The organism is Actinopolyspora biskrensis (assembly GCF_013408175.1).
Lineage (GTDB): Bacteria > Actinomycetota > Actinomycetes > Mycobacteriales > Pseudonocardiaceae > Actinopolyspora > Actinopolyspora biskrensis.
The window spans coordinates 280,331-301,891 of sequence record NZ_JACBYW010000003.1 but is presented as its reverse complement, the minus strand read 5'-3'; the positions used below and the strand labels follow the sequence as shown (position 1 = coordinate 301,891).

General features: G+C 70.8%; 21 protein-coding genes. 16 read left to right on the top strand and 5 right to left on the bottom strand.

All coding sequences use genetic code 11. The features are described from left to right. Positions 1 to 45: 45 nt before the first annotated feature. Positions 46 to 435 carry a hypothetical protein gene (locus FHR84_RS09750; RefSeq protein ID WP_179535141.1) on the top strand — a complete coding sequence of 130 codons (390 nt, stop codon included), beginning with the start codon at positions 46 to 48 and terminating at the stop codon, positions 433 to 435. Between the two features lie 252 nt (positions 436 to 687). Next, positions 688 to 1,164, top strand: coding sequence for a hypothetical protein (locus FHR84_RS09745; RefSeq protein WP_179535140.1), 477 nt, complete (start codon positions 688 to 690; stop codon positions 1,162 to 1,164). An 82-nt stretch (positions 1,165 to 1,246) separates the two neighbouring features. Here FHR84_RS09745 and FHR84_RS09740 read toward each other — a convergent pair whose 3' ends face one another. Continuing rightward, complete coding sequence (locus tag FHR84_RS09740; protein WP_179535139.1) at positions 1,247 to 2,119, bottom strand: 1,4-dihydroxy-2-naphthoate polyprenyltransferase; 873 nt, start codon at positions 2,117 to 2,119, stop codon at positions 1,247 to 1,249. Further along, positions 2,103 to 3,380, bottom strand: a complete 1,278-nt coding sequence (menE, locus tag FHR84_RS09735) for an o-succinylbenzoate--CoA ligase (protein WP_179535138.1) — start codon at positions 3,378 to 3,380, stop codon at positions 2,103 to 2,105. Before menE ends, FHR84_RS09740 begins: the two co-directional genes overlap by 17 nt. 244 nt (positions 3,381 to 3,624) lie before the next feature. Between menE and menD the strand changes: the two genes are divergently transcribed. The 4 genes from menD (at position 3,625) to FHR84_RS09715 (ending at position 8,728) form a co-directional block, all read left to right on the top strand. Then, positions 3,625 to 5,301, top strand: a complete 1,677-nt coding sequence (menD, locus tag FHR84_RS09730; protein ID WP_179535137.1) for a 2-succinyl-5-enolpyruvyl-6-hydroxy-3-cyclohexene-1-carboxylic-acid synthase — start codon at positions 3,625 to 3,627, stop codon at positions 5,299 to 5,301. Positions 5,302 to 5,637: 336 nt separating this feature from the next. Then, complete coding sequence (locus FHR84_RS09725; RefSeq protein ID WP_179535405.1) at positions 5,638 to 7,104, top strand: M1 family metallopeptidase; 1,467 nt, start codon at positions 5,638 to 5,640, stop codon at positions 7,102 to 7,104. Positions 7,105 to 7,232: 128 nt separating this feature from the next. Beyond that, on the top strand, positions 7,233 to 7,895 hold the full coding sequence (locus FHR84_RS09720; RefSeq protein WP_343075215.1) for an HAD-IA family hydrolase: 663 nt from the start codon (positions 7,233 to 7,235) through the stop codon (positions 7,893 to 7,895). Between the two features lie 626 nt (positions 7,896 to 8,521). After that, positions 8,522 to 8,728 carry a PqqD family peptide modification chaperone gene (locus tag FHR84_RS09715; protein ID WP_179535136.1) on the top strand — a complete coding sequence of 69 codons (207 nt, stop codon included), beginning with the start codon at positions 8,522 to 8,524 and terminating at the stop codon, positions 8,726 to 8,728. Positions 8,729 to 8,754: 26 nt separating this feature from the next. Here the strand turns inward: FHR84_RS09715 and FHR84_RS09710 are convergent, their stop codons facing one another. Continuing rightward, on the bottom strand, positions 8,755 to 10,041 hold the full coding sequence (locus tag FHR84_RS09710; RefSeq protein WP_343075214.1) for an isochorismate synthase: 1,287 nt from the start codon (positions 10,039 to 10,041) through the stop codon (positions 8,755 to 8,757). A gap of 99 nt (positions 10,042 to 10,140) precedes the next feature. Between FHR84_RS09710 and FHR84_RS09705 the strand changes: the two genes are divergently transcribed. The 3 genes from FHR84_RS09705 to FHR84_RS09695 all read left to right on the top strand — a co-directional run bounded on the left by FHR84_RS09705 (position 10,141) and on the right by FHR84_RS09695 (position 12,886). Then, a complete protein-coding gene (locus tag FHR84_RS09705) occupies positions 10,141 to 10,656 on the top strand; it encodes a DUF3592 domain-containing protein (protein WP_343075213.1) in 516 nt (171 codons plus the stop codon). A gap of 391 nt (positions 10,657 to 11,047) precedes the next feature. Then, a complete protein-coding gene (gene paaC, locus FHR84_RS09700; protein ID WP_246300410.1) occupies positions 11,048 to 11,980 on the top strand; it encodes a 1,2-phenylacetyl-CoA epoxidase subunit PaaC in 933 nt (310 codons plus the stop codon). Between the two features lie 234 nt (positions 11,981 to 12,214). Beyond that, a complete protein-coding gene (locus FHR84_RS09695) occupies positions 12,215 to 12,886 on the top strand; it encodes a hypothetical protein (RefSeq protein WP_179535135.1) in 672 nt (223 codons plus the stop codon). A 45-nt stretch (positions 12,887 to 12,931) separates the two neighbouring features. On the opposite strand, the gene FHR84_RS09690 is transcribed toward FHR84_RS09695, so the two are convergent. Both FHR84_RS09690 and FHR84_RS22365 read right to left on the bottom strand, forming a co-directional pair. Beyond that, positions 12,932 to 13,864, bottom strand: coding sequence for an inositol monophosphatase family protein (locus FHR84_RS09690; RefSeq protein WP_179535134.1), 933 nt, complete (start codon positions 13,862 to 13,864; stop codon positions 12,932 to 12,934). A gap of 138 nt (positions 13,865 to 14,002) precedes the next feature. Beyond that, complete coding sequence (locus FHR84_RS22365; protein ID WP_425489879.1) at positions 14,003 to 14,368, bottom strand: zinc ribbon domain-containing protein; 366 nt, start codon at positions 14,366 to 14,368, stop codon at positions 14,003 to 14,005. Positions 14,369 to 14,919: 551 nt separating this feature from the next. Here FHR84_RS22365 and FHR84_RS09680 point away from each other — a divergent pair. The 7 genes from FHR84_RS09680 (at position 14,920) to nuoE (ending at position 21,554) form a co-directional block, all read left to right on the top strand. Continuing rightward, entirely contained in the window at positions 14,920 to 15,609 is a 690-nt protein-coding gene (locus tag FHR84_RS09680; RefSeq protein ID WP_179535133.1) for a demethylmenaquinone methyltransferase, read from the top strand. A 378-nt stretch (positions 15,610 to 15,987) separates the two neighbouring features. Beyond that, positions 15,988 to 17,286 (top strand): geranylgeranyl reductase family protein, encoded by a 1,299-nt coding sequence (locus FHR84_RS09675; protein WP_179535132.1) that lies wholly within the window; start codon positions 15,988 to 15,990, stop codon positions 17,284 to 17,286. A gap of 160 nt (positions 17,287 to 17,446) precedes the next feature. Next, positions 17,447 to 17,812 carry an NADH-quinone oxidoreductase subunit A gene (locus FHR84_RS09670; protein WP_179535131.1) on the top strand — a complete coding sequence of 122 codons (366 nt, stop codon included), beginning with the start codon at positions 17,447 to 17,449 and terminating at the stop codon, positions 17,810 to 17,812. 78 nt (positions 17,813 to 17,890) lie between these two features. Next, positions 17,891 to 18,595, top strand: a complete 705-nt coding sequence (locus tag FHR84_RS22355) for an NADH-quinone oxidoreductase subunit NuoB (RefSeq protein ID WP_179535130.1) — start codon at positions 17,891 to 17,893, stop codon at positions 18,593 to 18,595. 6 nt (positions 18,596 to 18,601) lie between these two features. Then, positions 18,602 to 19,351 (top strand): NADH-quinone oxidoreductase subunit C, encoded by a 750-nt coding sequence (locus FHR84_RS09660; protein WP_179535129.1) that lies wholly within the window; start codon positions 18,602 to 18,604, stop codon positions 19,349 to 19,351. A 70-nt stretch (positions 19,352 to 19,421) separates the two neighbouring features. Beyond that, positions 19,422 to 20,774, top strand: coding sequence for an NADH-quinone oxidoreductase subunit D (locus FHR84_RS09655; RefSeq protein ID WP_179535128.1), 1,353 nt, complete (start codon positions 19,422 to 19,424; stop codon positions 20,772 to 20,774). Then, the gene (gene nuoE / locus FHR84_RS09650) at positions 20,775 to 21,554 is read left to right on the top strand and encodes an NADH-quinone oxidoreductase subunit NuoE (RefSeq protein ID WP_179535127.1); all 780 of its coding nucleotides are present in this window, start codon (positions 20,775 to 20,777) and stop codon (positions 21,552 to 21,554) included. Positions 21,555 to 21,561 lie beyond the last annotated feature (7 nt).

The window sequence follows — 21,561 nt, the reverse complement described above, 5'->3', positions numbered from 1 at the left end:
GCAGCGGATTTCCGCACGAGAGCAGTCGACCGGTCGGGGGAAGAAGTGAACGAGGACTGGAAAACCCAGGAGATCCGGGACGCCGAGGCGGCGTTGGAGGAAGCGCTGGCCAACGCCGAGCGCGTGGGCGCCCGCGCGGACGAGATGAACAGGGAGCTGCCCGAGGCCAAGCTCTCGGAGGAGCAGACCGAGCGGATCGAGCAGCTCGTCCGGAGGGGGGAGGCCCCGGAGGGGATCGCCGAACTGCAACGGCGCGTCGACGAGGGCGAGCTGAGCTGGGAGGACGTGGCCGAGGGGCGCGCCCTGCAGGACGAGGGGGTGCAGTCGGCGTTCGCCTCCGGAGTGCCCAACATGCAGCAGGCCAAGGAGATGCTCGACGAGGGGCACGAGGTCGCCGAGATCATCGAGAACGACCCGAACCGCCCGCCGGAATGAGAGGTTCTCCGCAGCGGGGTTCGCTGTGGCCGGGGTGCTCAGCTCACGTGGAGCGAGTAGTTCCGGTGCGTGGGAGTGGTTGCGTCGCGGGGCAGCGGGCACGTGGCGCAGGTGGCTGCTCGAGGTGCCCCGCAACGCAGCGGGGCACCGCCTCACGTGCCGGTGACCGCCCGACCGAGCGAGCCACGCTGCGAGGGACCTCGGGGCGGACGGGACTCACCTCCGCGCGGAGGAAACAGCGAGAGAGGACGAATGTTGCGGAAAGTGGTGGTCGGCCTTGCGATCGGTTGGGCCGGTCTGCTCGTGCTCGGATTCGCGGCGATGTACGGGTACGGGGCTTTGAACTCCACGTACATGGTGCTGGAGGAGCACGGCCATGACAGGGTGACCGAGCAGTTCACCTGGGAAAACGGCGATATCGGCATCGAGAAGCGTTCCCGCAGGCATACGGCGGCGTACTGCGACGTGGTCCCCGAGAACGGGGAGGAACGTCAGATCATCAGTCCGCGCAAAAGGTCCGGCCACTACAGGTACTACGAGCGCTGGTTCTCCGGACCCGCCACGATGACCTGCGAGCAGGAAGTCAGGGTGCGCACCGGAACCGCTCTCCAGGTGTACGAGCTGGCGACCTCGCGGCTGTTCCAGATCGGTCTGGCCGTGGCTGCCGCGGTGCCGCTGGGGCTCGCGCTCAACTGGGCGTACGGGCTGGTGCGGATCCGGCGACGCTGACGCCGAACCCGGCCCGGAACGCGTTTCCGCGCTGTCGTCCGTCCATCGGGGGCGGACGCGCGCGGAAACGCGCGGGCCCCGCTCAAGCGACGGCGAACCCGATCGCCGTGGTCACGGCCCACAGCAGCATGGCCAGACCCGTGTCCCGCAGCACGGGCAGCAGGCTCAGCCCGGTTCTGCCTCCGAGTACCGTCCGCAGTGGAGTGACGACCAGCGGCAGGGCGAGGAAGCCGAGCAGCGCGGGCAGGATCCGCAGCGCCGTGAGCGTGCTGATCAGGAACGGCAGCAGCGTCAGCAGCGCGTACAGGGTTCTGGTGTCCCTGTCGCCGAGCAGCACGGCCAGGGTGCGTTTGCCGCTGGCGGTGTCGGTCGGGATGTCGCGCAGGTTGTTCGCCACCAGCACCGCGCTGGAGAACGAGCCCATCGCGACCGCCGCCCCGATTCCGGAGCCGTTGACGGTGTCGGCCTGCACGTACATCGTGCCCAGCACCGCAGCGGGGCCGAAGAAGCAGAAAACGGCCAGTTCGCCGAGTCCCGCGTAACCGTAGGGGTGTTTCCCCCCGGTGTAGAACCAGGCTCCCGCGATGCTGACCGCACCGAGCAGCAGCAGCCACCAGTGCCCGCTCAGGTACAGCACGGCCAGCCCGGCGATCGCCGCCAGCGCGAAGCAGGCGAGGGCCGCCGCGAGCACGCTGCGCGGGTTGGCCGCTCCCGAGCCGACGAGGCGCTGCGGGCCGGTCCTCTCCTCGTCCGTGCCGCGGATGCCGTCGGAGTAGTCGTTGGCGAAATTGACCCCCGTGATCAGCAGCAGTGACACGGCCAGGGCCAACAAGGCCAACGGGAGGTCGAATCCGGAGGTGCCGAGCGCGGCGCCGCTGCCCGCGATCACGGGGGCGATCGCGTTCGGCAGGGTACGGATGCGGGCACCTTCCACCCATTCAGCGACTGAGGCCATGGGGGTCATCCTCGCGCATCGGCTCGTCCGACCCGGTGGGCAGTCCCGTCGAGAGCTCGTTCTCCCCGCGCTCGGCGAACATCCCGAGCAGTGCCGTCCTGTCCGGCTTGCCCGGGCCGCGGCGGGGCAGTTCGTCCAGCACGGCGAACCGCTTGGGGACGCACACGGCACCGGCCCGCTCGCGCACGGCCGCGCGCAGCTCCTCGAGCGGGGGAGCTTCCCCTTCGGGGACCACGGCGGCCAGTACGGCCTGTCCCCACTCCGGGTCCGGGCCGCCCAGCACGCAGACCTCCCGGACCAGCGGGTGCCCGCTCAGCGCGCGCTCGACCACGGCAGGGGCCACGTTGACTCCGCCGGTGACGATCAAGTCGTCCGTTCTGCCCAGGACGTCGAGCAGGCCGTCCCGCCACTCGCCCAGGTCGCCGGTGCGGAACCAGCCATCGGCGAAGGCGGTGCTGCCGCCTCCGGAACGGCGGTAGCCGCGCGCCAGGGTCGGCCCGGACAGGCTGATAGCGCCGGGCGAGGGGGTTTCGACGTGCACCTCGACGCCGGGCAGGGGGGTCCCGTCGTAGACGCACCCACCCGCGGTTTCGCTCATTCCGTAGGTGGTGACCACGTTCACACCTGCTTGCCGCGCGCTGTCCAGCAGGCTCGGCGCGATGGCCGAGCCTCCGACCAGCACCGCGTCGAAGGCGCGCAGCGCCCGCAAACCGCGCGGATCGCTCTCGGGGGCGAGCAGTCTGCCGAGCTGGGTGGGCACCAGCGCCGTGTAGTGCCTGTCCGGAACGGACAGCACCTCCTCGGCCGCGTCGGCGAAGACCTCGGGACGGAACCCCGCCGTCGAGTCGACGGCGTGGGCGGGGCGGCCCGCCAGCAGCGAGCGGATCAGGACCTGGATGCCCGCGATGTGATGAGCAGGCATGGCCAGCAGCCATCGCCCCGGTCCGCCCAGGTGGTGGTGGGTGGCCCGCGCGGAGGCGCGCAGCGCCGCCGCGGACAGCAGCACTCCCTTGGGCCGCCCGGTGGAACCGGAGGTCGCGATCACGAGCGCGGTCGGATCCAGGGGGGAGTCCTCCGCCGGGTCCAGCGGCTCGTCCGCTCCGAGCGCCCCGGCGGTCTCGACTGCGGCGGGGTCCCCTTCCGGGATCGGAAGCAGGGCCGGGCCGTCGCCGTCCAGCGCCCGGCGCAGTTCGGGAAGGACCTCCGGGGCGCGGGCGCCGTCGGGGACCTTCAAGGGGCGGAGCCTCCGCGTGCTGCTCATACCGGCATTGTCCGCCGGTGAGCTCCGGCTCCGGACCGTACCCGGGGATGATGTGAGTTTCCCCTTCGGTCGCGTGGCTGCTTCCGCCGCCACCGCCGAGGACTCTCGCCGCGGCGCGGCACCGCCGGTGCTCATCCGCCTCTCGACCGGATTCCGCAGCGCGCGGGCCCCGGCTTCAGCCGTGGGGAGGACGTCAATAGTCTGGACCCGACCCGCACATCCACCGCGAAGCTGGAGTGGTCGGTTGAATCCCGCGACGGCGCAGGCCGAGGTCATGGTCGACGAGCTCGTGCGCGACGGCGTGCGCCACGTGGTGCTGTCGCCGGGGTCCCGCAACGCGGCGTTCGCCTTCGCGCTGTACCGGGCCGAGGTCTCCGGGCGGGTACGGCTGCACGTGCGCGTAGACGAGCGCAGCGCGGGTTACCTGGCGCTGGGGCTGGCAGCGGGCGGCACTCCCGTGGCGGTGGTGTGCACTTCCGGCACGGCCGCGGCGAACCTGCACCCCGTGGTGAGTGAGGCCCGTCACTCCGGGGTGCCGTTGATCGTGCTCACCTCCGATCGCCCTCCGGAGCTGCGCGCGGCGGGGGCCAACCAGTCGATCGACCAGAACCGGCTCTACACCTCGGCGGTGCGCTCGTTCGACGAGATCGCCGTCGCCGAGAACCGGCCGGGGCAGAACGCGTACTGGCGCAGTCAGGTCTGCCGCGCGGTGCACACCGCCTCGGGCGGAGGTCGTCGGCGCGCGCCGGTGCACCTCAACGTTCCCTTCCGGGAGCCCCTGGTTCCGGACGAGGACGGCGGTGCGGAGTGGTGCGAGTCACTGGAGGGGCGTGCCGGCGGCGGGCCCTGGACCGGTTTCGGCGCGGTGGCCGAGGTTCCCCCCGAGGCCGAGGTGCGTTCCGCGCGTGGTCTGGTGATCCTCGCCGATCAGGACGCGGCCGGACGGGCCACCGCGTGGGCGGAGGCGCTCGGCTGGCCGCTGCTGTCCGAGACGGGCGGGGTGACGGCGGGGGCCAACACGCTGCCGACCGGGATGTGGCTGCTCGCGCTGCCGGAGTTCGTGCGGCAGCACCGTCCGGAGCAGGTGGTCTGCGTCGGACGCCCGACCGTGTTCCGCCAGGTTCAGCGGTTGCTCGCAGACAGCGGGATCGAGGTGATCCTGGTGCACTCCGACCCGGACGGCTGGCCCGCGCCCGCGCACGACGTCTCGGTGGTGGCCGGCCGGTTGGACACCACGGCTGTGAGTCCCGATCCGGAGTGGCTGGACACCTGGCGCGCCGCGGACCACAAGGCGCGTACGGAGTTGAACGCCGCGTTGGAGCGGGAGGAAGTGGACAGCGGACCGGTCGTGGCCGGGCGGCTGGTCGAGGCTCTTCCCGCGGACTCGCTGTTGGTGCTGGGATCGTCCAACCCCGCTCGGGACGTCGCGTTGTGCGGGGCGCGCAGGCCGGCTGTCCGGGTGCACCGCAATCGCGGTGCGGCCGGCATCGACGGTCTGGTTTCCACGGCGGTGGGGGTGGCGCTGGAGAGCGCGGGACCGAACTACGCGCTGCTGGGGGACCTCGGTTTCCTGCACGACTCCAACGGTCTGCTGCTCGGTCCGCACGAGCGGCGCCCCGATCTGACGATCGTGGTGTACAACGACGACGGCGGCGGGATCTTCAGCCTGCTCGAGCAGGGCCGTTCCGCGCACTCCGAGACTTTCGAGCGCGTTTTCGGCACGCCGCACGGAACGGACCTGGCAGCGCTGTGCGCGGCGCACCACGTGCCCCACGAGCTGGTGACCGGCCGGGAGGAGTTGGCTCGCGCCCTGCGGTACCGGCCGGGACTGCGGGTGGTGGAGGTCCGCGCGCCGCGTGCGGGGCTGCGCGGGGTCCACGGGAGACTGCTCGACGCGGTTTCGGCCGCCGTGGTCGGCTGACGGAGGTTCTTTCGTTCCCGGGGCGGTCGGTTCGCCGCGCTTCGCCTTCACCGGTTCCCGGGGGTGTGTTCCCGAGGCGGGAGCGGACGACAGCACCGGACTCCGTGGACCGACGAGCAGCGGTGTTGCCGTTTTTCTCGGGATTTCGGCAAATCCCGTGATTCCGTCGTGTTCGGCCGGAGTGGTGACTTCCCGCTAGAGTGCACCGCTGATGCGGTGTGATCGCGCTGGGTGGGCGTACGATCACCTCGCGTGTTCGCGCCGAGCAGTGTTCGAGGAGGTAACCACGTGTTGCGGAGACGAGGTCTGCGCGCTGCCGTAGCCACCTGTGGAGCCATGGCGGTTTTCGCCACCCCCGCGCTGGCCGGGAGTGCGAGTCCCGGGGCGCCGGGGGTCGGCGACCCGTACTACCCGGAGGCGGGCAACGGCGGCTACGACGTGTCGCACTACGACATCAAGCTGCGCTACCAGCCGGAGAACGACCGGCTGCGGGGGACCACGACCATCGTGGCCGAACCGACCGAGGATCTCGGCACTTTCAACCTGGACTTCGCGCTCGACATCCGGTCGGTGCGGGTCAACGGCGAGCCAGCCGAGGTCACCCGCGAGAACGCGACCGAGGTGAAGGTCGAGCCGAAGAAGGCCCTGCGTGAGGGAAGTCTGGCCACTTTCGTGGTCGAGTACGCGGACAAGCCGTCCGAGGTGGAGGTCGACGGGCAGACTCCCTGGAAGCACACCGGAACCGGGGCCGTGGCGGTGGGGCAGCCGCAGATCGCCGAGTGGTGGTACCCCAGCAGCGACCACCCCAGCGACAAGGCGAGCTTCGACATCTCGGTGGCGGTGCCGAACGGCACGGAGGTGCTGTCCAACGGCAAGATGACCGGCCGTTCCGCGATGGGGGACTGGACGAGGTGGAACTGGCGGATGCCCAGCCGTTCCGCCACCTACCTGGCTTTCCTGGCCATCGGGCAGTACGAGGTGAGCGGCAAGACCGGCGCCTTCGGGCAGCCGATGGTGACGGCCTACGCCGATGGTCTGGGAGAGCTGAGGGGGCCGGCCAAGGCCAGCGTGGAACGCACCCCCGAGGTGTTGGACTTCCTGTCGGGGTTCTTCGGGGAGTACCCGTTCGAGTCCCAGGGCGGTGTGGTTCCGGCCGAGGGGCTCGGATTCGCGCTGGAGACGCAGACCCGTCCCGTGTACAGTCCGGGCTTCTTCAGGATCGGGTCGAACACTTCGGTGGTCACCCACGAGCTCGCCCACCAGTGGTTCGGGGACTCGGTGGCGGTGAAGGACTGGCCGCAGATCTGGCTCAACGAGGGGTTCGCCAGCTACTCCGAGTGGTTGTGGGCCGAGCACCAGGGCAACGGCACCGCCCAGGAGCTGTTCGACCACTACTACTCCGCCCACCCGGCCGGTGACGAGTTCTGGCAGGTGAAGCCGGGCGATCCCGGCAAGCAGGACCTGTTCCACAGTGCCGTCTACGACCGGGGCGCCATGACGCTGCACGCGCTGCGCAACCGAATCGGTGACCAGGCCATGCTGCGCACGGTGCGGAGCTGGTACGAGCAGAACCGGGGCGGCAACGCGACGGTGGACGAGTTCATCGCGCTGACCGAGCGGATCTCGGGGCAGCAGCTCGACGGGTTCTTCGACGAGTGGTTGTTCAGCTCGGGCAAGCCCCAGGTGGGCGAGACGACCGGGGTGCCGCGTGCGGCCGCCGCCCGGTCAGCCGCGGAGCCGAGGGCGGTGAAGCAGCTGGACCACACGCACCGGATGCTGGCCCGCAGGCACAACGCGGGCTGACTCCCGTTCACCGATGAGACGCCCGGCCGGAACCTCACCGGCCGGGCGTTCCGCTCGGGTGGGGCGGTTCGTCCTCGGCGGCGGGAGTGGACGCGATACGTGGGAGCGACACGGGGTAGTGTGACGTCGTGGATCTTGCGGTGCTCGACATGGCGAGGACCACGGTCGCCGAGAACGGCGTGGTCGAGAAATCGTTCCGGGCCGCGTTGGAACGGGTCGGGGCGACGTTGCCCGCCGACCTCGAGCAGCGGTTCCGCGAACTGCGCGGCGGATCCAAGCCGGACATGTTCCGCGCGGTCCTCGACGGGGACCGGGAACTGGCGGCCCGCGCGCACGCGGCGTTCGAGGAGGCACTGGCCGAATACGTGTCCGCCGGGACGGTGACCGCGCTGCCCCGCGCGACCGAGACCATTCGACGCCTGCGGGCACTCGACATCAGGGTGGCGCTGGTGACCGGCTTCGAGGCCACCACGCGCGATCTGCTCATCGAGTCGCTGAACTGGACGGGCCTGGCCGACCTCGTGCTCTGCTCCTCGGACGTCGACCGCGGGCGCCCGCATCCGGACCTGGTTCTGACAGCGGCCCTGAAGCTGTCGGCGTCGGCGATGCGCGAGGTGATGGTGGTGGGCGACACGGTCAACGATCTGCTGGCGGGCACCAATTCCGGTGCGGGCTTGGTGGCGGGCGTGCTGTCCGGCGCGCACGGCGTCGCGGAACTGGGCAGAGCTCCGCACACGCACATACTGCCGACGATCGGCGAGCTGCCCGCCGTGCTCGACGGCACCGCGTGAGCCCGCCCCCGTCGGCCGGACGGGCGTGGGCCTGAGGACGATGTGCCGGCCGTCCGGGTTCTGGAAGGCGCGGGCACCGTGTTCGCGCCACCACGGGTTGCCGGGATCGGCCGGCTGCTCCGGGGAGTCGTGCCACGGTGAGCATCCGCGCCTCCGTCTCGAAGTGGAGCACCAGGAGGACCCCTTCGCCGGGAGCGGCGCCGGGGCTCCCATCGACGTGCGAGGTGAACTCCAGGTGGTACCGCTCGTCCGGCAACCCCGCCTCGTAGCCGCCTTCTCCGCGGGTGCGGTAGAGCTGGGACGGTCCCAGGTCCCGGCAGTGGAATTCCTGGATCTCGCCGAGTTCGTGGGTCTGGCGATTCGGCCCCGCACCGCGGGCGGTGGTTCCGGCGAGTCCGTCCCGAAAGCCCCGTCCCCGCACCTCCGTGGTGATCGAGCACCTTGTGGAGGTTGAACACGGGGTCCCGACCGCACTCGGAGTCCATTTCGGAAGACCTGTCCAGCGGACGTTTTCCCGCTTCGTGTTGCACCTTCGCGTGAACTTCGGGCTGTTCACTGTGGTGAGTGGTGCGCCGTGGATAGCCTCGAAGAGGAACCGTGGTCGCGGGAGGTGCCGGAGTTTTCGTATGGGACTGCTGCTGCGCGACGAGTCCACCGCCCGGCTGACCGACACCGGCACGTGGGTGTTGCGGGACCTGGCCGGGGGAGAGACTCCCGAACGGGTGGTGGGCAAACTGGTCACCGCCTACCGGGTCGATCCTGGTGCCGCCCGGCGGGACGTTGCCGCGGTGGCCGAGCGGCTGCGGCTGGCCCGGCACGCGCCGGGGAGCTGAAACCGGAGCCCCCGGTATCGCTCCGGTCAGCGCACCCCTTCCAGCGCCTCCCGCACCGGCAGCAGCTTCGCCTCGGCCTCGGCCACCTCCGTGTCCGGATCCGAGTCCGCGACGACTCCGCAACCCGCGAACAGGCGTGCCCGGGAACCGCCCTCCGCGTCGTCGGTGATCCGGGCGCACCGCAGGGCTATGCCGAACTCCCCGTTGCCCTCGGCGTCCTGCCACCCCACCGGACCGCTGTAGCGCCCCCGGTCCATCTCCTCCAGCTCGTCGATCAGTTCGATGGCCCGTGCCGTGGGAGTCCCGCCGACGGCGGCTGTGGGGTGCACCGCACGGGTCAGCCGCAGCAGGCCGGCCTCCCCGTTCTCCACGAGCGCCGGGTCGAGCCTGCCCGAGACGTCCGAGGCGAGGTGGAGCACGTTTCGCAACCGCAGCACCTCGGGAGTCGAGGGGACCTCCAACTCCTTGCAGAAGGGCTCGAGCTCCCGGGCCAGTGAACGCACGGCGTGCGTGTGCTCGCCCCGGTTCTTGGCCGAGTCGATCAGCTCGGCGACGAGCTGGTGCTGGGGCCGCCCGCCGCGCGGCCAGGCCGTTCCCGCCAGCACGCGCGAGTTGACCTCGCCCCCGGCGCGCCGAAGCAGCAGCTCCGGCGTGGCACCGACCAGGCCGTCCACCGCGAAGGTCCAGCAGTCCGGGTAGCGGCGGGTGAGGTTGTCGAGCAGGTATCTGCTGCGCAGCGGTTCGGAGGTCGTGGCGAGCAGATCGTGGGCCAGCACCACCTTGTCGAGCGGTTCCGAACTCCGCATCCGGTTCACCGCCTCGGCCACCGCCTCCCCGTAACGGGTGGCCGGGAAATCCCCGTCGGAATAGCGGACGGTTCCGGGAGTGGCCGCGGGCGGGGCCCCGCGCACCTCGCGTTCCCCGCCACCGATGGTGGTGATCCAGCGAACCCCGGCGCGCTGGCCGACGACGACCTCGGGCACGATCAGCACCGACGAACCGGGTTCGTCGGCGAAGGCGATGCTCGTGAAGGCCACCGGCCCGGTCCCGGGCAGCCCCACCTCGTCGTCGACGTCCATCTCCGCGACCAGCCCGCGCCATCGCTCGTCGGTCTCGACGAACCGCTCGCCGCCGTGCGTCTCGATGCGTGCCGCTTCGCCCCAGCCGACGAGTCCGGAGCCGTTCCGGAGCCAGCAGACGGGATCCGTGTCCGGGGAGACGCCCTCGGGCAGCGACTCCAGGAGATCGGGGAGTTCCTGCCCGGCTGGAATCCCGCGTGTGCGGACAGTAAGGTTGCGCTGGAAATACTCCACGACTCGAGGGTAGGTCTCCCGCGCGCGTGGCGAGGCACACCCGCCGAAGCCCACCGGATGCTCCGTGCGGGTGGTGTGCTTGGCATACAATCACCGGCCGTGGCTGTTGAAACGCGCACCCGAGGGGCGGACGGTCCCACCGAAGGGCCGGCCTCCTCGGACGGCGATCCGAGTCCTCCGCGAGGACGGTGGCGGTTCGGACGCCTCGCTCCGCGTCTGGTGCTGGCGCTGGGTGGGCTCCTCACCGCGCTCGCGGTCGCGCTGCTGCTGGCCTGCCACATAAACGACCGCACCATCGAGGAGTCCCGCGGCACCGCCGTGGCCGAGGTGGTGGAGAACTCCTACTTCCGCACCGTCGTGCGGTTCAACACCGACGAGGGCAGGGTCTACGTCCCGCCGGGAGGGGTCCTATACCCGGCGGACCTCAAGGAGGGCCAGCTCGTCCGGGTCGAGTTCGACACGCGCAATCCCGATCTCGTCCGCGTGAAGGACAGGAACATGAGCGTGGCGCTGCTTCCCGTGGGCAGCGCGACGGCCGTGGTCTGGGCTGTGCTGTTGCCCACCTACTGGGCGCTGCGCAGAACGCTGTCCGCGAACCCCCGGAGGAACGAGTAGGGACGCTTCCCGGGGCCTGCGACGCGGTGGGGCGCCGGTCGTGGCCGCTCGACGTGGGCGGATCCCGCGGCGAGGCCCCGGCCGAGGTTCCCCCGGGCGAACCGCCGGGCGAACCGACCCGTGCGACCTCCTGGTCGAGCCGCCGGGCGATGCATCCGAACACGTGGTTGGGCTCTCCGGTGTGCGGTGGGACACTGGGGGTGAGCTTTCCGCCGGTCCTCGACCGACCGCCGGCTCCGGAGAGCCCTCGGACGCGTTCGAACCCGGAGTCGGCCGAACCGGCGTCGGAACGCGGTCGTCCCGGAGTCGTCTCCGCCCCAGGTGGAAGCATCGTTGGCGGCGCACTTCGGCGATCGTGCCGACGGCCCAGCGGCACGGAATCGAGGTGGTCATGAACTCTTCGGGTTTCGGGGGCGAGGCCGAACAGCTCCCCCGGCAGCAGGAGCGGATCCCGGACGACCGCTCGTCCCCCGGCTGGGAGGTGCGCCCGGCCGCGAACAATCCCCTGGCGGGGGTGGACCGCGGGGTCCCCGGCGACGTGTCCCTGGCGGACCTCTCGGCCTACTGCCTGATGCTCGGCGACGACGCTCTGGTGCTGTCGTGGCGGTTGGCCCAGTGGTGCCACCGCGGTCCCGACCTGGAGGAGGACCAGGAACAGGTCCGCATCCTGCTGGAGCTGCTCGGTCACGCACGGGAGCTGCTGGGCCGGGCAGCCGCGGTGGAGGGCGGAGCACGGGACGAGAACGCCTTCGCGCGTTCCCGGGGCTCCGAGCAGTTCCGCAACGTGCGGCTCACCGAGCTCGACTGCGGCCCCGGTGCGGGCGGGGACTTCGCCGCTTCGGTCGCGCGGCTGCTGGTCTGCGCGGCGTGGCGCAGCGCGCTGCTGCGCAGGCTGATGGACAGCCGCGACCCCGTGCTGGCCGGAGTCGCCGGGATGGCGTGGCCCGAGACCCGTGGACACCGGGACCACGCCGCGCAGTGGGTCATACGTCTGGGCGACGGGACGGCGGGCAGCAGGGAACGGATGCGTGCTGGACTGGCCCGTGTCTGGCCCATGACGCGGGAGCTCTTCGCGGTGCACCCCGTGGAGCGGCGACTGGCCGATGCGGGCTACGCCGTGGATCCGGCCGGGCTGCGCGCCGAGGTGTCGAACCTGGTCGACGAGGTGCTTTCCGTGGCCCGGCTGGACTTCCCCGACCCCCGGGTGTTCTCCGAGCAGGACGAACCGAACGGGCGCAGCGGAGCGCACACGGCGGCGCTGGACTTCCTGCTCGCCGAGACCCGGAGCGAGGCGGACCTCGACGTCGTGCCGGGGGGCCGTTGAATCCGGCGGCTCCCCTCGCGCTGGAGCGGGCCACTCACCGGCCCGGCGCTCAGCGGGCGGGGCGGTGACCACGGAGGGACACCGTGATCACGGGTAGGTGCGGCCCACTATTTGAGTACTTTTCCCCAAGCCGCGGCCCTTCCGCGTGGTGCACAGTTGTTGGATGGCGTAATGCGCGCCGCACACGGCCACGGGGGAGTCGAGTGAAGGGCACCGCGGACAATGAGCGGATTCGTGACGCACCTGATCGTGGCGCTGCTCGCGGGGGCGCTCGGAACGCTGCTCGGGCTGTCGTTCCGGCGCTCGTCGGGTGAGTCCACGCGGGGGTGGTGCGAAGAACGGCGAACGTCGCCCGCTGCGGGGACCGTCCCGAACGGCGAGCAGCCCTCGAACCAGCACCGGAACCGGGACCGGTGGTTGTGCGAGCTCAATCGTTGTGAGCAGGCTGTTCGCCGGGCCGTGCGCGCGGCCGACACGGTTTCCTCGTTGCCGGTGCGCCGTGGGCTGCGGCAGGTGGTCTACCGGATGGACGCCGAACTGCCCACGGTGCGGACGCTGGTGGAGCTGGGGCGCGAGTTCGACTCCGCCGCGCCGGAGGCGAATCCGGGCGGGGACGGGGCGGTCCCCCCGGAGCAGGAGAGCTCGTCGCGGCGGGCCACGTCGCGGCGGCTGCACCGTCAGGTGCGGGAGGCCTCCGCCGTGTTCACGAGTTTCGCCGACCGGCTGACCGAGGTGGTGGCCGAGCTCGGCGCCGAAGCCGACCCGGACCACGCGCAGACCCGGATAGCCGGGTTGCGGGCGCGGTTCCCCCTGCTGCCCTCGATGTCGGAGATCCTCGCCGGACGGGAGGAGCGAACGCGGCCGCGTTCGACCCCGGAAGCCGAGGCGTTGGTCGAAACCCGCTGAACCGTCCCCGGAAACCCGGCCGGGGCGTCGGAGCGCGTTCCCCGGTCAGCGGCGCTCGGGGTCTCCAACGGAAGGGGGCGCCCCGGGGGCTCGATCCGGTGTTCCGGGAGCGAATCCGGCCTCCGGCTCTTCCGGAGCACGGGTTCCCGAAGCCTGCCGCCACCATCCGAACGCGGTGGCGGTCATTTCCGGGGCGGCGACCAGCAGGCCGCCCCTGGGCAGGGTGGCAGGGTGGCCGTTCCGGTCCAGCACGGTGGCCCCGGCTTCGACGGCGAGGGCGAGCGCGCCGGCCACGTCCCACTCGCCGTAGGACGGCAGCACGGCGGCGGTCGCCTGCCCGAGCGCCACCTGGGTGATGGCCAGTGCGGGCGAGCCGAGCACCCGCACCCCGACCTGGTCGGCCGCGGCGTTGGTTATGAAACGGTCCATGCCGTCCCAGGGGCCGTGCCTGGTGAACTCGGTGCAGACGAGCCCGGAGCCGTCCCGGCGGCGTTCCCCCAGGCGCACCGGCGTGCCGTTGGCGCGCATCCCTCTGCCCCGCGCCGCCGCGTAGATCTGTGCGCGGTACGGGTCGGCGACCACCCCGACCACGGGGCCGTGGTCGTCCAGCATGGCGAGGCTGTAGGCGCACCAGGGAACCCCGGCCGCGTAGTTCGCCGTCCCGTCCACCGGGTCGACGACCCACCGCAGCCCCGCCGCGTCGTTCCCGAACGTGGAAGCGTCGAACTCGTCCCCGAACACTGGAACTCCGGGGAAGTTGTCGGCGAGGATCCGTCGAGTGTGCCGTTCGAGAGTGCGGCCGGTGTCGGTCACCCAGTCGAACGGCGGATCGGCGGCCTGCGGGGACCGGGGGTCCCTTCCCGCCGTGGCCGTGATGACGTCGGCGGCCTCGTTGGCCAGGCGGCCCGCTGTCTCCAGGGCGTGCGATACCAGCGCCGGTTCCGCGCGCCCGGCCCGTTGGGAAGAAGTGACGTTCATCCCGACACATAATCGCTTCGCTGAGTGACGAGAAGGATACGTGCGGGTGGACACCAGGAGATGTTCGGTTGACGTGCTCCTCCTCCTGGAGGGCGGGGGCTCCGCACGCGGCTTGCGCCGCGTGCGGAGCGGCGTCCCCTAGCGGGGTTCCGCTGCTTCCTGCTTCGGCGACCTGCGCCCCGGTGCGGGGTCTTGCCCGGTCTCCACAGGCGTTTCGCCTCTCCGCCCGTCCGGCGGCGAGGACGTTTTCCGCGGCGTCGCGGTCGCGCACCGTTCCGCGGGGCGCTCCCACCCGCGCGCGGGCAGGGGTGTCGGCCCGTCGACGCGCCCGCAGTTCGAGCAGGTCCGCGAGGTCGGTGACGAGCGGTCGATGACTACCAGGTCCCGCCCGTAGCGGGCAGCTCTCTCGGCCGACAACCTGCGGAAGGTGCCCCACGAGGCGTCGTGCACGCTCTTCGCCGGCCGGGTGCGGGCAAGGCCGGACACGGCGAGGTCCTCCAGCACGATCGTTTGGTTCTCACGAACGAGGCCGGTGGTGGCCTTGTGCAGCCAGTCGGCCCGGGTGTCGGCGACCTTCGCGTGTTGTCGGGCGCCCCTGCGGCGTGCCTTGGCCCGGTGGTTCTACCCGCGCTGCTCGCGGGACAGCTCGCGCTGCGCCCGTTTGAGCTTGCGCTCGGCGCGGCGCAGGAACCTCGGGTCGTCGATGCCCCGCCCGTGCCGGTCCACGGCGAACGCGTTCAGCCCGAGATCGCCCCCGACATCGATGCCCTGGCCGTGACCAGGCGACCCTCACGTCCCCGATCCGCGCCAACCGCGACTTGCCGTTGGCACGGGGGAACCCGCCCGAGTGCAACCGGATGGTTCGCCGTCGGTCCCGCTCGGACTCGAACCTCGGTGCGGCCACCCGCGCTCGTCGGTCCGCGCGGCGTCGGTGATCAGCCGCTTCTGCGACACGGTGCCGGTCGGGCACCAGCACCGCGCGGGCGGGTCCGGTCGGGGAGCGGCCGGGCGGAGCCGCTCACCGGGCGGGGCGCGCGGGGACGTAGGCTGCGGGTGTGTCTCGTGCCGACCTGGACAGGGATCCGCGCGCCGTGGCGGCGATGTTCGACGACGTCGCGCGCCGTTACGACCTCGCCAACACGGTGCTCTCACTCGGTCTGGACCGGTACTGGAGGGAAGTCACCCGGCGCGCGCTGTCCCCCGCGAGTGGGGAGCGCATCCTGGACCTGGCCGCGGGAACCGGCGTTTCCACCGGCGAGTTCGCCCGTTCGGGGGCGAAGTGCGTGGCCGCCGACTTCTCCTTCGGGATGCTCTCGGCGGGTTACAGCAGGGGGCTGCCCATGGTCGCGGCCGACGCGCTGAGCCTGCCCTTCGCCGACGGGACCTTCGACGGGGTGGCGATGCTGTTCGGCCTGCGCAATCTGGCGGACACCGCGGCGGGCCTGCGGGAGATGGCTCGGGTGGTCCGCCCGGGGGGCAGGCTGGTGATCTGCGAGTTCTCCACCCCCACCCGGCAGGCGTTGCGCGCCGTTTACCGCAATCTCGCCCTGCGCGCGGTGCCGCCGGTCGCCCGCGCCGTCTCGAGCAACCCGGACGCCTACGTCTACCTGGCCGAGTCGATCCTGGCCTGGCCGGACCAGCCGAGGTTGGCCGCCGAGATCGGCCGTGCCGGCTGGTCGGAGGTGGCCTGGCGTGATCTGACCGGGGGAATCGTCGCCGTGCACCGGGCCGTGAAACCCGCCTGATCGAGGTTTTTCGTCCGGGCTGCCGCGGGTGGGCGCTCGGCGGCACCTCCCGCGGTCCCGCGATCGGGGCGCCGGCAATCCGCCTCTTTCGGTTCCCGCGGACCCGAGGTGGGCTTCGCTCGCGCGACGTTGTTCCCGGAACGGTTCCGGACGGAGCGTTCCGCGCGGAACGGCCATGTGTGCGCGGTGTCATCGCGAGACGTGTGCTCCTGATGCCTCGATCGTGCGAGATGTCCGTCCTAGACTTGCTAGTGAACTCGTTCACAAGCGGCGGACGTCCGAGGGCCTGCGAAAAGAGGGCGCGAAAGACGCTCCGGCGCGTTGTGACGGTCGGACCGGTACCCGCCGGTTCGGCGAACCGCGAACGCAAGGAGTGTCATGACAACCACCCCCGGTCGAACAGGAAACGCCGATGACGCCGAGGTGATCGTCGTCGGAGCGGGACCGGCGGGGGCCACGGCCGCGGCCTACCTCGCCAAGGCGGGACTGGACGTGCTCGTGCTGGAGAAGAGCGCCTTCCCGCGGGAGAAGGTGTGCGGCGACGGCATCACCCCACGTGGGGTCAAGGAACTCATCGACCTCGGGGTGGACACTCGCGAGGAGGCGGGCTGGCTGCACAACAGGGGGCTGCGCGTGGTCGGTGGCGGGGTCCGCCTGGAGCTGGACTGGCCGAACCTGGCCGAGTACCCGCCCTACGGGCTGGTGCGCCCCCGGCACGACTTCGACGACCTCCTCGTGCGGCACGCGCAGCAGGCGGGCGCCAGGCTGGTGGAACGCACCTCGGTGACCTCGGCCCTCACCGACGAGCGCACCGGTCGGATCGCCGGGGTGCGCGCAAAGTCGGGGCCGGAACGGGCCGAGGTCACCTACCGCGCCCCGCTGGTGGTCTCCTGCGACGGGGTGTCCGGCAGGCTCGCGCTCTCCATGGGCTTGCAGCGCAGGGAGGACCGCCCGATGGGGGTGGCGGTCCGGCGCTACTACGAGAGCCCGCGCGCCGCGGACGACTACCTGGAGTCGCACCTGGAGCTCTGGGACCGCTCCAACCCGGCGGAGCCGAAGCTGCTGCCCGGGTACGGCTGGATCTTCGGCATGGGCGACGGCACGGTCAACGTCGGGCTCGGGGTGCTTTCCACCTCGAAGGCCTACGGCAAGACCGACTACCGCTCCCTGCTGCGCACCTGGCTGGACGGGACCCCCGACGACTGGGGGCTGCGGGAGGACAACGCGACGGGCAAGATCGGCGGGGCCGCCTTGCCCATGGGATTCAACCGCAAGCCGCACTACGGTTCCGGCCTTCTGCTGGTGGGCGACTCCGGCGGAATGGTCAATCCGTTCAACGGCGAGGGGATCGCCTACGCGATGGAGTCGGCACGCCTGGCCGCCGAGTGCGTGGTGCAGGCCAGGGCCCGGCCCGAGGGGATCGCCCGCGAGCGAGCGCTGGCGCGCTATCCGGACGCGGTCGCCGAGTCGCTCGGCGGTTACTTCCGCATGGGAAATCTGTTCAGCAGGCTCATCGGTCACCCGACCGTGATGAGCATGGCCACCAAGCACGGGCTGCCGCGGGCGACCCTGATGCGCTTCGTGCTCAAGCTGCTGGCCAACCTCTACGACCGGAGGGGCGGTGACGCGATGGACCGTGTGATAAGTGCCACGACTCGGCTCACGCCTAGCGCCTGAGGGGCCGTGTCTGATCAGATTCCACCGGCCTTGTGCGGTAATTCATAAAGTTAGGTTCACCTCACTACGGGTCGGGCCCGACCGACCGCATACAGTGCCGAATAACGGTCACCGAGTTCGCTCGGGGCGTCGCGGGAACTGGAGTAAGGAGGCGGGCACGGTGCTGGATCCATACATCCCGCTGGTGCTGATGTTCGCGTTGGCGTTCGGCTTCGCCGCGTTCTCCGTCGCGATCGCGCCGTTGGTCGGTCCGCGCCGGTACAACAGGGCCAAGCTCGACGCTTACGAGTGCGGTATCGAACCCTCGCCGCACCCGGTCGGAGGTGGTGGCCGGATGCCGGTCGCCTACTACCTGACGGCGATGATGTTCATCCTCTTCGACATCGAGATGGTCTTCCTGTTCCCGTACGCGGTCTCCGCCGACGCGCTCGGCCTCTACGGCGTGGTCGCGGTGATCCTTTTCATCGTCACGTTCGGATTCGCCGATCTCTACGTGTGGCGGCGTGGTGGCTTCGATTGGGACTGAACGTGAGGGCGAACCGGGGAGACGTCTGGATCGGCGTCGTCCCGCGGGTCGGGGCTACTCGTGGAAGGGAGTGCCGAGATGGGGCTTGAGGAAAGCCTGCCCAACGGCATCCTGCTGGCCAATGTGGAAAAACTCGTCAACTGGACCCGCAAGACCTCGATGTGGCCGGCGACCTTCGGGTTGGCCTGCTGCGCGATCGAGATGATGACGGTGGGCGGATCCCGTTACGACATCGCGCGGTTCGGAATGGAGAGATTCTCGGCCACCCCGCGCCAGGCCGATCTGATGATCGTGGCGGGGCGGGTCACCAACAAGATGGCGCCGGTGCTGCGTCAGATCTACGACCAGATGCCCGAACCCCGCTGGGTGCTCGCCATGGGCGTGTGCGCCTCCACCGGAGGGATGTTCAACAACTACGCGGTGGTGCAGGGCGTGGACCACGTGGTTCCGGTGGACATGTACCTGCCCGGGTGCCCTCCCCGGCCGGAGATGCTGCTCGACGCGATTCTCAAGCTGCACGCCAAGGTCATGGACGAGCCGATCAACGGCAAGCGTGCCGCGATCCAGGTCGAGGAGGGTCAGCGCACGGAGCTGACCGCCTCCTCGGAGAAGTACGCCCCGAAGCGGGCGGGCAAGCGTCGGATGGCCGAGAGGCAGCAGGACGCGCAGCGGCGCGAGATGGGTGCCGAGGGCGAGCTGGGCGCTGCCGGCGTGGAGAGCCTGCCGCCCGGTGGCGATTCCGGGGACAAGCGGCGACGCGACGAGATGTCGACGGGTAGGTGATTGTCGATGAGCGGTGACGGGACCGCGGGCGGTCTTCCCGAGACCGCGGCGGAGCACAGCGGTCCGCCCGAACAGGACCCGGGGACCGACGCGCAGCGGGTGGTCGCCGGGCGCGCCCGCGAGGGGATGTTCGGCGTCACGGGCAGCGGGGACACCTCGGGCTACGGCGGTCTGCGGGTGCCCGCCTACGTGCCGCCCGCCGCGGAACGCCCCTTCGGCGGCTGGTTCGACGAGGTCGCGGACGGTCTGTTCGACGGAATGGGCCGGCGGGGAATCCCCTCCGACGCGGTGCTGCGGATAACCGTGGACAGGGGCGAGATCACTTTCTACGTCGACAGGAGGCATCTGGTCGGGATCTGCCGCACTTTCCGGGACGAGCCGGACCTGCGGTTCGAGTTCTGCAGCAGTCTGTCCGGTGTGGACTACGGTCCCGATGTCCCCCAGCGGCTGCACTCGGTCTGCCACCTCACGTCCATGACCTACCGGCGGAGGGTCCGGGTGGAGGTGGCCGTCGACGCCGAGGACCCGCGGATCCCCTCGGTGGTGGACGTGTACCCCACGGCCGACTTCCAGGAACGCGAGGCGTGGGACATGTACGGAATCGTCTACGACGACCACCCCGCGCTGACCCGCATCCTCATGCCGGACGACTGGGAGGGGCATCCACAGCGGAAGGACTACCCGCTCGGCGGCATTCCGGTGGAGTACAAGGGCGCCGAGGTGCCCCCGCCCGATCAGCGCAGGTCCTACACGTGAGCGGGTGTGGATCCGTCGGGTGCGATCACCGGGCCGCTGCCCGGCCGGTCGCGCTGTTCGAGGAGGACGCATGAGTATCGACGCCGAACAGGACAGCGGAGCCCGCTCCGGGGCGGACCCGTTCTCGGCCGAGGCGAGGGAGACCACCGAAGGAAGGGTGTACACGGTCACCGGTGGTGACTGGGAGGACTTCCTGGACGACGCGGAGCAGGAGGAGCGCGTCGTCATCAACCTGGGACCGCAACACCCCTCGACCCACGGTGTGCTGCGGCTGGTGCTGGAGCTGGAAGGCGAGCGGGTCACCAAGGCCCGCTCGGTGATCGGTTACCTGCACACCGGTATCGAGAAGAACACCGAGTACCGGACCTGGACCCAGGGAGTCACCTTCGTCACGCGGATGGACTACCTGGCGCCGCTGCACAACGAGGCCGCCTACTCCATGGGGGTGGAGAAGCTGCTGCGGATCTCCGCGCCCAAGCGGGCGGAGACGATCCGGGTGCTGCTGATGGAGCTGAACCGCATCTCCTCGCACCTGGTTTTCCTGGCGACCGGTGCCATGGAGCTGGGCTCCACCACCGGTATGACCTTCGGGTTCAGGGACAGGGAAGAGGTGCTGCACCTGCTGGAGTTCCTCACCGGGCTGCGGATGAACCACGCGTTCATCCGGCCGGGCGGAGTGGCCCAGGACCTGCCGGAGAACTACCGGGAGAAGGTCCTGGAGTTCTGCAAGGTCATGGAGAACAGGCTGACCGACTACGACAAGCTGTTCTCCGGACAGCCGATCTGGAAGCAGCGGTTGAGCGGTGTGGGCTACCTGCCCCTGGACGCGTGCCTGGCGCTCGGCACCAGCGGCCCGATCCTGCGCTCGGCCGGGCTCGGGTGGGACCTGCGCAAGGTGCAGCCGTACTGCGGCTACGAGGAGTACGACTTCGACGTCCCGACCAGCAACGACGCCGACTGCTTCTCGCGGTTCCTGCTGCGGGTGGAGGAGATCAGACAGTCGCTGCGGATCGTGCGGCAGTGCCTGGACAAGATGGAGTCCGGGCCGGTCATGGTGGACGACCCCAAGATCGCCTGGCCCGCGCAGCTGACCATCGGGCCGGACGGCATGGGCAACTCGCTCGACCACGTGCGCAAGATCATGGGTCAGTCGATGGAGTCGCTGATCCACCACTTCAAGCTGGTCACCGAAGGTTTCGACGTCCCACCGGGGCAGGTCTACGTGCCGGTGGAGGCGCCGCGCGGCGAGCTCGGGTACCACGTGGTCTCCGACGGCGGCACCCGGCCGATGCGGGTGCACGTGCGCGACCCCAGCTTCGTGAATTTGCAGGCGTTCCCCGCGATGGCCGAGGGCGGTCTGGTCGCGGACGTGATCGCCGTCGTTGCCTCGATCGATCCGGTGATGGGTGGGGTGGATCGTTAGATGACCGAGCAGTTCGACTACACCACGACCGAGCACGTGGTCGGCCCCGAAGCGGCCGACCCCGCCGCGGAGGAAACGGTTTTCGACGAGCGGGTGCGTGCCGAGGCACGGCTCATCGTGGAACGCTACCCGGAATCGCGTTCGGCGCTGCTGCCCATGCTGCACCTGGTGCAGTCGGTGCAGGGGCACGTCACCGCGGAGGGGATGCGCTTCTGCGCCGAGCAGCTCGCGCTGTCCACGGCGGAGGTCAACGCGGTCGCCACGTTCTACACGATGTACAAGCGCCAACCGTGCGGACAGTTCCTGGTCAGCGTCTGCACCAACACGCTGTGCGCGGCCATGGGCGGTGACGAGATATACCGCGCGCTGTCCGAGGAGCTCGAGGCCGGGCACGAGGAAACGGCGGGCACCCCCGGAGCCGAGGGGTCGGTGACGCTGGAGCACGCCGAGTGCCTGGCCGCCTGCGACTTCGCCCCGGTCCTGCAGGTCAACTACGAGTACTTCGACAACCAGACGGTGGCCGGGGCCCTGGAGACGGTTCGCGCGCTGCGGCGGGGCGAACGCCGGTCTCCGACCCGCGGGGCGCCGCTGACCGACTTCCGCGACACGGAGCGTCAGCTCGCCGGCTTCTTCGACGGTCCGGGGGCGGAGGAGGCCGCCACGGCGTCCGCCGCGGCTCCGGAGACGGTCCGTGGCGCCGATCAGGCCCGCGAGCGTGGTTGGACGGCCCCGCCGATGCCCGAGGAAGTCGAACTTCCGCCGATTCCGGACAAGAAGTGAGGGCAGG

Excerpts from the sequence above, each read along its gene's own strand:
- FHR84_RS09690 (WP_179535134.1), bottom strand. The coding sequence starts at position 13,864 with ATGAACGTCACTTCTTCCCAACGGGCCGGGCGCGCGGAACCGGCGCTG.
- nuoE (WP_179535127.1), top strand. The coding sequence starts at position 20,775 with ATGACCGAGCAGTTCGACTACACCACGACCGAGCACGTGGTCGGCCCC.
- FHR84_RS09725 (WP_179535405.1), top strand. The coding sequence starts at position 5,638 with ATGGCGGTTTTCGCCACCCCCGCGCTGGCCGGGAGTGCGAGTCCCGGG.
- FHR84_RS09660 (WP_179535129.1), top strand. The coding sequence starts at position 18,602 with ATGAGCGGTGACGGGACCGCGGGCGGTCTTCCCGAGACCGCGGCGGAG.
- FHR84_RS22355 (WP_179535130.1), top strand. The coding sequence starts at position 17,891 with ATGGGGCTTGAGGAAAGCCTGCCCAACGGCATCCTGCTGGCCAATGTG.
- FHR84_RS09745 (WP_179535140.1), top strand. The coding sequence starts at position 688 with ATGTTGCGGAAAGTGGTGGTCGGCCTTGCGATCGGTTGGGCCGGTCTG.
- menE (WP_179535138.1), bottom strand. The coding sequence starts at position 3,380 with ATGAGCAGCACGCGGAGGCTCCGCCCCTTGAAGGTCCCCGACGGCGCC.
- FHR84_RS09655 (WP_179535128.1), top strand. The coding sequence starts at position 19,422 with ATGAGTATCGACGCCGAACAGGACAGCGGAGCCCGCTCCGGGGCGGAC.
- FHR84_RS09675 (WP_179535132.1), top strand. The coding sequence starts at position 15,988 with ATGACAACCACCCCCGGTCGAACAGGAAACGCCGATGACGCCGAGGTG.
- FHR84_RS09715 (WP_179535136.1), top strand. The coding sequence starts at position 8,522 with ATGGGACTGCTGCTGCGCGACGAGTCCACCGCCCGGCTGACCGACACC.
- FHR84_RS09740 (WP_179535139.1), bottom strand. The coding sequence starts at position 2,119 with ATGGCCTCAGTCGCTGAATGGGTGGAAGGTGCCCGCATCCGTACCCTG.
- paaC (WP_246300410.1), top strand. The coding sequence starts at position 11,048 with ATGAACTCTTCGGGTTTCGGGGGCGAGGCCGAACAGCTCCCCCGGCAG.